Here is a 9,373-nt window from a genome sequence, read left to right on the forward strand (position 1 = left end):
ATCGAAATTGGTTATCAGCAAGCAGCTGAAAAACGATAAAGATGAACAAATAGGGGAGGAAAGTCCCAAGGCGGATTTTCTTCCCCTTAATTTTCGCGAGCAACGAGCCGAAGTCCATGCTTGCATGAGACCTTGGCGACTGCCGCGATAACGGGTAAAACTCGCAGAGCGTGTTTTATCTCGTTGTTTATACGAGGTTATGAGCCGCAGAACAGAGGAATCTATGGCAAATAACGCGATAACGAGGAGAATGAAAAATGAAGTTGATAACGGGAAGGGAGGAATCGCGTTGGAGGCAGGAGTAGTATTGAAAATGCAGGGAATCTGCATGACATTCCCAGGTGTAAAAGCACTGGAAGGCGTGGATCTGACATTGAAAAAAGGTGAAATCCGCGCGCTGATGGGAGAGAATGGCGCGGGTAAATCCACATTGATCAAGTGCCTGACCGGCGTAAATAAATTTGAGGCTGGAGAGATTTATCTGGAAGGATTTGATCATCCCATCGTAAATAAAGATACCATGGACGCCCAGAAGAAGGGCATTTCTACTGTATATCAGGAAGTAAACCTCTGTCCAAACCTTTCGGTGGCAGAGAATCTTTACATAGGCCGCGAGCCACTGACAAAGCTTGGAACGGTCAACCGAAAGGCAATGAACCGTCAGGCAGCTGTCCTTATGAAACAGCTGGAGCTTGACGTTGATGTAACACGTAATCTTGAAGAATATTCACTGGCATTGCAGCAGATGATCGCAATTGCCCGTGCTGTAGATATGGACTGTAAGGTGCTCATTCTGGATGAGCCAACTTCTTCATTGGATGACCGTGAAGTAGAAAAGCTTTTTACCATGATGCGCAGACTGAAGGAGAAAGGTGTAGGAATCATATTTGTTACCCATTTCCTGGAACAGGTTTATGCAGTATGTGACGGAATTACCGTTCTTCGAAATGGTCAGCTGGTTGGCGAATATGAGATCGCAGATCTTCCGAGAGTGAAGCTGGTAGCAGCTATGATGGGAAAAGATTTCGACGATCTTGCTTCCATTAAACCGGAGACCACAGGAGATAAGAGAAAAGAACCGATGGTAATCGAAGCCCGTGGCTTAAGCCATGCAGGAACCATCAAACCATTTGACCTTGATATCCACAAAGGAGAGGTTATCGGTCTTACCGGACTTCTTGGAAGCGGACGAAGCGAACTGGCACGTACTATTTACGGTGCTGACCGCGCCCAGACTGGTACTTTGAAAGTAAAAGGCAAGGAAGTTAAGGTGAAAAATCCTATTGATGCCATGCATCTTGGAATGGGACTTCTTCCTGACGACCGTAAAGCGGAGGGAATTGTTGCAGATTTGTCCGTAAGAGAAAATATCATCCTTGCAATTCAGGCAAAACAGGGAGTTCTGAAAAAGATCCCTATGGCAAAACAGTGTGAGATTGCAGACAAGTATATCGATCTTCTCCAGATCAAATGTGCAAGCCGCGAGACTTTGATCAAACAACTTTCCGGTGGAAACCAGCAGAAGGTTATCCTTGCAAGATGGCTTGCAACAAACCCGGATTTCCTGATTCTGGACGAGCCTACTCGAGGCATCGATATCGGTACCAAGACAGAGATCCAGAAGCTGGTTCTGAAGCTTGCAGATGAAGGAAAGAGTCTGATCTTCATTTCCTCTGAGATTGAGGAAATGCTCCGTACCTGTAACCGTATGGCAGTTCTCCGTGACGGTCAGAAGGTTGGAGAGATTGATGAGGCAGATATGAACCAGATGAACGTAATGAAAGCAATCGCAGGAGGTGAGCAGTAATGGGTAATTTCAAAAAACTGGCGCAGAAACGTCTGTTCCTTCCGGTTTTCAGTATGATCCTGGTCATGCTGATCAACGTAGTATATGATATTGCAACAGGAAGTGCACCGCTTTCCTTCTTTATGATTTCCATTAAGAATGGTGTACTTTACGGACGTCTGATCGACATCCTGAACCGTGGAAGTGAAATCGCCATACTGGCAATCGGTATGACACTCGTTGTATCTGCTTCCGGCGGTACTGATATTTCCGTTGGTTCCGTAATGAGTCTTTACGCAGGTGTCTGCTGTATGATCCTTGCAGGATACGGAAATGTAAATGTGCAGGAATATGCGCATCCGCTGCTGGTTGGCATTGGAGCCGGACTTCTTGTCACTTTGATCTGTGGCGTTTTTAATGGATTTCTGGTTGCCTATATGAATATTCAGCCTATGGTCGCCACCCTGATCCTATGGTCGGCAGGCCGAGCAGTAGGACTTCTTCTTTGCAACAGCCAGATCGTTTATGTTCGAGTTCCTTCTTTCCAGAAGCTTGGCGCTTACTGCGGAATCATTCCTACACCGATCATTGTGGCTGCTGTGTGTGTGGCAATTGCTTCTATTGTACTTCGCTACACAGCACTTGGAACTTACATCCAGAGTGTTGGTATTAACAAAAAAGCTTCCCGTATCGCAGGCTTTAATTCCGCAAAAATCATCCTTATGTGCTATGCAATCTGCGGTCTTTGTGCAGGTCTTGCAGGTATGGTTGCAACCTCCAGAATCTATTCAGCAGATACCAATAACATCGGTCTGAACATGGAGCTGGATGCAATTCTTTCTGTAGCACTTGGCGGCAACAGCCTTGGCGGCGGTAAGTTTTCCCTGGCAGGTTCCATCATTGGAGCGTACACCATCCAGGCGATTACCACAACTCTGTATGCACTTGGTGTTTCTTCTGCACAGGCACCGGTATTTAAGGCAATCGTAGTTATTATCATCGTAGTAATTCAGGCTGAGCCAGCCAAAGCCTTCTTTAAGAAGCTGACAAAGAAATCCGGAAAGGAGGCAGCTCGGGCATGAAAAAGAAAAAAATAAACAGCAATAACCTGTTGCTGCTGATCACCATTGTATTATTCTTTGTAATGTATGCTGCAGGATGTATCGTATATGCGGACAAAGGCTTTACCCGTTTCCAGACATTTCTGAACATCCTGATCAACAATGCAGGTCTGATCTGCATCACAGCTGGTATGACATGCGTTATGCTTACTGGCGGTATTGATATTTCCGTAGGTTCCTTGGTTGCTATGGACTGTATGATCCTGGCAGTGGGAATTGAGCAGTGGGGATGGTCCAGCCCGGTACTTATGCTTCTGATTCTTGCAATTGGCATTATATTTGGTATTGTTCAGGGCTTCTGTATTTCCTACCTGGAAATCCAGCCTTTCATCGTTACTATGGCAGGAATGTTCTTTGCCAGAGGTATGACAGCCGTGATCTGTAAAGAGCAGGTAAGTATTGTTTCTGACAAGATTTTTACCACTCTTTCCAGCTTTAAGATTTCCCTTCCATTTGGAGGGTATCTGAACAAAAAGGGAATCATGCAGTTTCCATACCTTCGTGTAACTGTTGTAGTTGCATTGATCGTAATTCTTGCTATTTATCTGATGCTGAAATACACACGCTTCGGCCGCAGTATTTACGCAGTAGGCGGCAATCAGCAGTCTGCAACCCTGATGGGACTTGATGTTAAGAAAACACAGATGAAGGCATATATTCTTTCCAGTTTCCTTACTTCCATCGGCGGAATCTGCTACTGCCTGAATACCATGGCAGGTACCACCACCCAGGCAACCGGCCTTGAAATGGACGCTATTTCCTCCGCAGTCATCGGTGGTACACTTCTTACCGGTGGTGTAGGAAATGTACTTGGTTCCTTATTTGGTGTATTGATCAATGGTACGATTTCTACTTTGGTTAAAACCAATGGAAAACTGATCAGCTCCTGGTCCAACATTGTAACAGCAATCCTGCTGTGCTTCTTCATTGTACTTCAGAGTGTATTTGCACTGGTAAAGGAGCGGAAGAGCAAATAAAAATTGAATAAAGACTGAAATGAGACAGGCGGGTACATGATTAAAATGTGTATCTGTCTGTTTTATTTTGGGCATAATGGAAGAAAGGGTAACATACAAATTAGTTAATTGCAATTTTATTCTTCCTGTCCCAATTTCACAAAAATCGGTTCATGCTTCATAGCCGGAATAATTTTTTCCATCATATCTTTCATATTAATTTTCAGGCTGGATGTGTTAATACAAGGGTGACAGCCGATGTAAGGTTCCTTCAGGAGGTCTTCATCAATAAGCAGCTGCACATGATTTTCCTTATCGTTCATAAGTCCAAGTATACTGACAGAACCAGGTGTGATATCAAGGAATTTCTCCATATAAGTTTCATTGCCGAAGGAAAGTCTGGCAACGCCAAGCTGGGAAGATACTTCCTTTGTCTTAAACTTCTTGTCGCCTGGCAGGAGTAGCAGATAGAAGTTCGTTTCCTGGCGGTTGCAGAGAAACAGGTTTTTGCAGATTACTGCATCAAGCACTTTATCCACATCTTTACAAGCTTCAATGGTCATCAGAGTTTCATGGTCAATCCTCTGATAAGGCACCTGAAGTGCATCAAGAAAATCATAAGTACGTATCTCTTTTTCAAGTCTGCCCGTGGTATCTGCGGGACGTCCGTTTTCAAGCTTTAATTCCATGGTGTTCTCCTTATGTATTCCCCCACAGGGGCTTTTTTTGTCAAATATCTGGGGAATATTGTAGCATTGAGCGTTTTTCTTGTAAAGTGGAGGATGTTCTCCCACAAATTGTGATGCACATCTTTTAGAAAACACTTTTCAAATATATTCCAGGATAGCGATGAATATTTCAGAAAATATATGCATATATAAGTTCGGAGGCGGATATCTGCTTTTTTCCATAGCGCTCCTGTTGACAAAAATTCAAAAAGGCTTTATAAAATCCTTAGAGCCTGCAGATTGCAGGAATGATTTTTCAAACACGCTCTAGAATCTGTGCAGACCTCATGGATTGCATGATGCCGTACTGCATAATAAAATCATCAGGAGGAGCACATCTGAATGAACAATATCACAAAAAATGCACTGGAAGAGTCTTTGAAAAAATTTCTCCTTCAGAAGCCTCTGGACAAGATCACCATCAGCGACTTGACTACAGATTGCGGAATCAGCCGAATGGCTTTTTACTATCATTTTAAAGACATTTATGACCTGGTAGAATGGTCCTGTATTGAGGACGCTTCCCAGGCTTTGCAGGGAAAAAAGACCTACGACACCTGGCAGGAAGGGCTTCAGCAGATTTTTGAGGCTGTTTTGGAAAATAAACCATTTATTTTGAACGTGTATCGCTCTGTGAAACGAGAGCAGGTGGAAAATTATCTGTACAGCCTGACCTATCAGCTGATCGAAGGAGTGGTAGAAGAGCAGAGCAAGAATCTGATGGTTACAGAGGAACAGAAGAAATTTATTGCGGATTTTTACAAATACAGTTTCGTAGGTGTCATGCTTGACTGGATCAAGAGAGGAATGAAGGAAGCCCCGGAAGAAATCGCGAATATGGTCTGCGTGACCATGCATGGAAATGTTGGGAATTCCCTGCGGAATATGGAGAAGGAAGGGCAATAAAGATTAAGTTTATCCGGAAAATAAGGGATAACTATGGCATAGCAGCTTTAATCCTGAAAGGGCGGGACATAAAGTTTTCGAAATCAACTTTACAAAGTAAGGCGGATGATAAGTTTTTTGTCATCCGTCTTGTTTTGTAAATTGAGGAAAATTATTTTTTGACGTAGAATACACTCAGAAACAGGAAATACTAAATAAAAGGCAGCAGAATTTCGAATTAGTCAAATAAAAGCTTTTTATCTGAAGGTTAGGAAACAAAACTGAGAAAGCTTAGAAGCTGATTCGAAAAGTTAAAACAAGAATAAACACAGATAGCCGGAAATAATGTAACGGCAAATTTCAGAAAGGTGGTAATTTTTATGTCAAAGAAAAAACATTCCGTATTAGGTATGGCAGCACTTGCTGCAGCAGGTGCAGGAGCAGCAGTTCTGGCAAACAAGAGCCGCGAAGAGAAACAGATCACAGAAGCACACGTAGACCCGAATTACCGCAATACAGAGCGCGGCAAAAATGAGAAAAACAGCAAGGGCATTTATTATACAAACGGTAACTACGAAGCATTTGCCCGCCCAGAGAAACCGGAAGGCGTAGATGACAAGCATGCATATCTGGTAGGAAGCGGACTTGCTTCTCTGGCAGCAGCTTGCTTCCTTGTAAGAGACGCACAGATGCCTGGCGACCACATTCACATCCTGGAAGCGATGGACATTGCAGGCGGTGCATGCGACGGTATTTTTGATCCGATGCGAGGATACGTCATGCGAGGCGGCCGTGAGATGGAAAACCATTTCGAGTGCCTCTGGGATCTTTTCCACAGTATTCCATCTCTGGAAAAACCAGGTGCCTCCGTTCTGGACGAGTACTACTGGCTGAACAAACATGATCCAAACTATTCCCTTTGCCGTGCTACTGTAAATCAGGGCAAAGATGCTCACACAGATGGAAAATTCAATCTGAGCCAGAAGGGCTGTATGGAGATCATGAAGCTGTTTTTCACAAAGGACGAGGATCTTTACGACAAGACCATCGAGGATGTATTTGATGATGAGGTTCTGAATTCCACATTCTGGTTATACTGGAGAACCATGTTTGCGTTCGAAAACTGGCACAGCGCACTGGAGATGAAGCTTTACATCCAGCGTTTTATCCATCATATCGGCGGACTTCCGGATTTCAGTGCTCTGAAATTCACCAAATACAATCAGTATGAGTCCCTGATCCTTCCAATGAAGAAATATCTGGAGGATGCAGGTGTTGACTTCCAGTTCAACACAGAGGTTACCAATGTAATCTTCGATATTCACGATGGTAAAAAAGTGGCAACTGCTATTGAGTGCAAGGTAAAGGGTGTTGAGAAGGGAATCCTTCTTACTGAGAACGACTACGTATTTGTTACCAACGGAAGCTGTACAGAGGGAACTATCTACGGTGACCAGAACCACGCTCCAAACGGAGATGCTGAGGTTCGTACAAGCGGTTGCTGGAGCCTTTGGAAAAATATTGCAAAACAGGATCCGTCTTTCGGACATCCGGAGAAATTCTGCTCCGACATTGCGAAGACCAACTGGGAATCTGCAACTGTTACCACACTGGATGACAAGATCATTCCTTATATTACCGACATCTGCAAGAGAGATCCAAAGAGCGGCAATGTTGTTACCGGCGGTATCGTAAGCTGCCAGGATTCCAGCTGGCTGTTAAGCTGGACCATCAACCGTCAGGGTCAGTTCAAGGATCAGGACAAAGATAAGGTTTGTGTCTGGGTATATGGTCTTTTCACAGATGTACCTGGCGATTATGTAAAGAAACCGATGAAAGAATGTACCGGTAAAGAAATTACCGAAGAGTGGCTGTACCATATGGGCGTACCAACGGATCAGATCGAGGACCTGGCTGAAAACAGCGCAGTCTGTGTACCGACCATGATGCCTTACATCACTGCATTCTTCATGCCAAGAGCAAAAGGCGACAGACCGGACGTTATCCCGGATGGCTGCGTGAACTTTGCATTCCTTGGACAGTTTGCTGAGACTCCAAGAGACACCATCTTCACCACAGAATATTCTGTTCGTACCGCAATGGAAGCTGTATACGGACTTATGGGCGTAGACCGTGGTGTTCCGGAAGTATGGGGCAGCGTTTACGATGTAAGAGAACTCCTTGATGCCAGCGTAAAACTTATGGATGGCAGATCCCCACTTGAAATCGAGCTTCCTGGACCGCTGAATCTGGTGAAAAAACCTCTGCTGAAAGCAATCAAGGGAACTTTAGTGGAGAAGGTGCTGAGAGATCATGATGTGATTAAGGATTATATGCTGGAGAAATAAGCGGTTGTAAAAATTTTATATGCTGAAACGAGCGAAGAGTCGGAGTGATCCGGCTCTTTGTTTTGCCCAGTTTTTAAGCTACCAGGATTGTGGGAGTGCAACGCGCAAAACAATCGAAAAAACAATCATAAAAAAATACGATTGTTTTTTTGCGTGTTTTTGCATATAATTTTTGGAAAATGATAGTGTCCTTTCAATTAGAGCACCCTCAGTAACAATAAATGAAACGATAAAGTGAAATTGAGGAGAGTCATTATGGAAAACAAAATTATCGTAAGAAAATATGAGGAAAAAGATCTTCCGGCTATGATTCGCATTTGGAATGAGGTTGTGGAAGATGGCGTGGCATTTCCACAGGAAGAATGTCTGGATGAGAAAACCGGCGCGGAATTTTTCGCAGCGCAGACTTATACAGCGGTAGCCGAGAATATGGAAAATGGACAGGTCCTTGGATTATATATTCTTCATCCGAACAATGTAGGCCGTTGCGGACACATCTGCAACGCAAGCTATGCCGTATCCCGCGACAGCCGCGGACTTCATATTGGAGAAAAGCTGGTAAAGGATTGCGTAGCCCAGGGAAAAGTACATGGCTTCCGTGTACTGCAGTTTAACGCGGTTGTGGCAAGTAATGTTCATGCAAGACATCTTTATGAGAGAGTTGGATTTCGCCAGCTGGGTGTGATTCCGGGAGGATTCAGATTGAAAAATGGGGAGTATGAGGATATCTGTCCGTATTATATTGAACTCATTAACACCGTTGATGAGTAGCGAACAAGATCGGAAAGATACTATAAAAACAGCGATATTGCTTGCAAAACAGGATACCAGAGTAACCGCAGAAAAGACCGTAGCAATATTATATACAATGGCGGATAAGTTTTTGCAGGGAAGTGATTTGGAAGAGATAAAGGAGGTTGTAGCGATGACAAGATTAGGTCAGATGTTGTACGATGATGGATTAAAAGCTGGAAAAAGTGAAGGAAGAATAGAAGGAAGTGATAGAATGGCATCATTAACCAAGAAGCTTTTGGAAGCTGATAGAATGGCTGACTTGCAACTGGCGTTGGACGATCCTGGATATCGTGAAAAACTGATGGATGAATATGGAATAAAATAAAGTGAATTAAGCGAAGCGAAGAGTCGGAGAATTCCGACTCTTTGTTTCAAAAGAAATGGATTAAAAAGGAGCAGAATATGAGAAAACCACAAAATTTTCAATGGAAAGAAATGACCATGGGAACCTGTTATTATCCAGAACATTGGAGCAGAGAATTATGGCAGGATGATTTACAGAGAATGAAGGCGGCAGGGATTACCGTGATCCGCGTGGCAGAGTTTGCCTGGAACAAAGTGGAGCCGGAGGAGGATGTTTTTGTATTTGATTTCTGGGATGAATTTCTGGAATTATGTAAACTGGAAGAAATGCAGGTGATTTTTGGAACACCTACTGCCACACCACCAGCGTGGCTCAACATCATAAACTTAAGATTAGATATTACACATTTATATTATCCTGCTAAAAACTCATTTCAAAAGGGCAGATTAA

The 9,373-nt window shown here is 43.6% G+C and carries 9 protein-coding genes; 8 read left to right on the forward strand and 1 reads right to left on the reverse strand.

From position 1 onward, the window contains the following. The first annotated feature begins 250 nt into the window (after positions 1-250). Genes AB5618_RS15220 through AB5618_RS15230 form a run of 3 tightly spaced genes read left to right on the forward strand, consistent with a single transcriptional unit; the run spans position 251 to position 3,884 of the window. On the forward strand, positions 251-1,807 hold the full coding sequence (locus tag AB5618_RS15220) for a sugar ABC transporter ATP-binding protein (RefSeq protein ID WP_330590177.1): 1,557 nt from the start codon (positions 251-253) through the stop codon (positions 1,805-1,807). Beyond that, positions 1,807-2,868 carry an ABC transporter permease gene (locus AB5618_RS15225; protein WP_118577725.1) on the forward strand — a complete coding sequence of 354 codons (1,062 nt, stop codon included), beginning with the start codon at positions 1,807-1,809 and terminating at the stop codon, positions 2,866-2,868. Before AB5618_RS15220 ends, AB5618_RS15225 begins: the two co-directional genes overlap by 1 nt. Then, positions 2,865-3,884, forward strand: a complete 1,020-nt coding sequence (locus AB5618_RS15230; protein WP_148461387.1) for a sugar ABC transporter permease YjfF — start codon at positions 2,865-2,867, stop codon at positions 3,882-3,884. Before AB5618_RS15225 ends, AB5618_RS15230 begins: the two co-directional genes overlap by 4 nt. Positions 3,885-4,000: 116 nt before the next feature. Here the strand turns inward: AB5618_RS15230 and AB5618_RS15235 are convergent, their stop codons facing one another. Then, positions 4,001-4,552, reverse strand: a complete 552-nt coding sequence (locus AB5618_RS15235; protein ID WP_118577811.1) for a prolyl-tRNA synthetase associated domain-containing protein — start codon at positions 4,550-4,552, stop codon at positions 4,001-4,003. A gap of 381 nt (positions 4,553-4,933) precedes the next feature. Here AB5618_RS15235 and AB5618_RS15240 point away from each other — a divergent pair, with 381 nt between their 5' ends. The 5 genes from AB5618_RS15240 to AB5618_RS15260 all read left to right on the forward strand — a co-directional run. Then, a complete protein-coding gene (locus AB5618_RS15240) occupies positions 4,934-5,497 on the forward strand; it encodes a TetR/AcrR family transcriptional regulator (RefSeq protein ID WP_294430437.1) in 564 nt (187 codons plus the stop codon). A 359-nt stretch (positions 5,498-5,856) separates the two neighbouring features. After that, positions 5,857-7,824: an oleate hydratase gene (locus tag AB5618_RS15245; RefSeq protein ID WP_368366875.1), complete on the forward strand. Its 1,968-nt coding sequence runs from the start codon at positions 5,857-5,859 to the stop codon at positions 7,822-7,824. Between the two features lie 255 nt (positions 7,825-8,079). Beyond that, positions 8,080-8,595, forward strand: a complete 516-nt coding sequence (locus tag AB5618_RS15250) for an N-acetyltransferase family protein (protein ID WP_368366876.1) — start codon at positions 8,080-8,082, stop codon at positions 8,593-8,595. Positions 8,596-8,749: 154 nt separating this feature from the next. Continuing rightward, positions 8,750-8,944, forward strand: coding sequence for a hypothetical protein (locus AB5618_RS15255; protein ID WP_195478264.1), 195 nt, complete (start codon positions 8,750-8,752; stop codon positions 8,942-8,944). A 77-nt stretch (positions 8,945-9,021) separates the two neighbouring features. Next, positions 9,022-9,373 (forward strand): beta-galactosidase (locus AB5618_RS15260; RefSeq protein WP_368366877.1); only part of this gene is annotated, 352 nt, incomplete at its 3' end.

The sequence above is a fragment of the Ruminococcus sp. J1101004sp1_RTP21198st1_B9_RTP21198_201120 genome, assembly GCF_040924245.1.
Taxonomy (GTDB): domain Bacteria; phylum Bacillota; class Clostridia; order Lachnospirales; family Lachnospiraceae; genus Blautia_A; species Blautia_A faecis.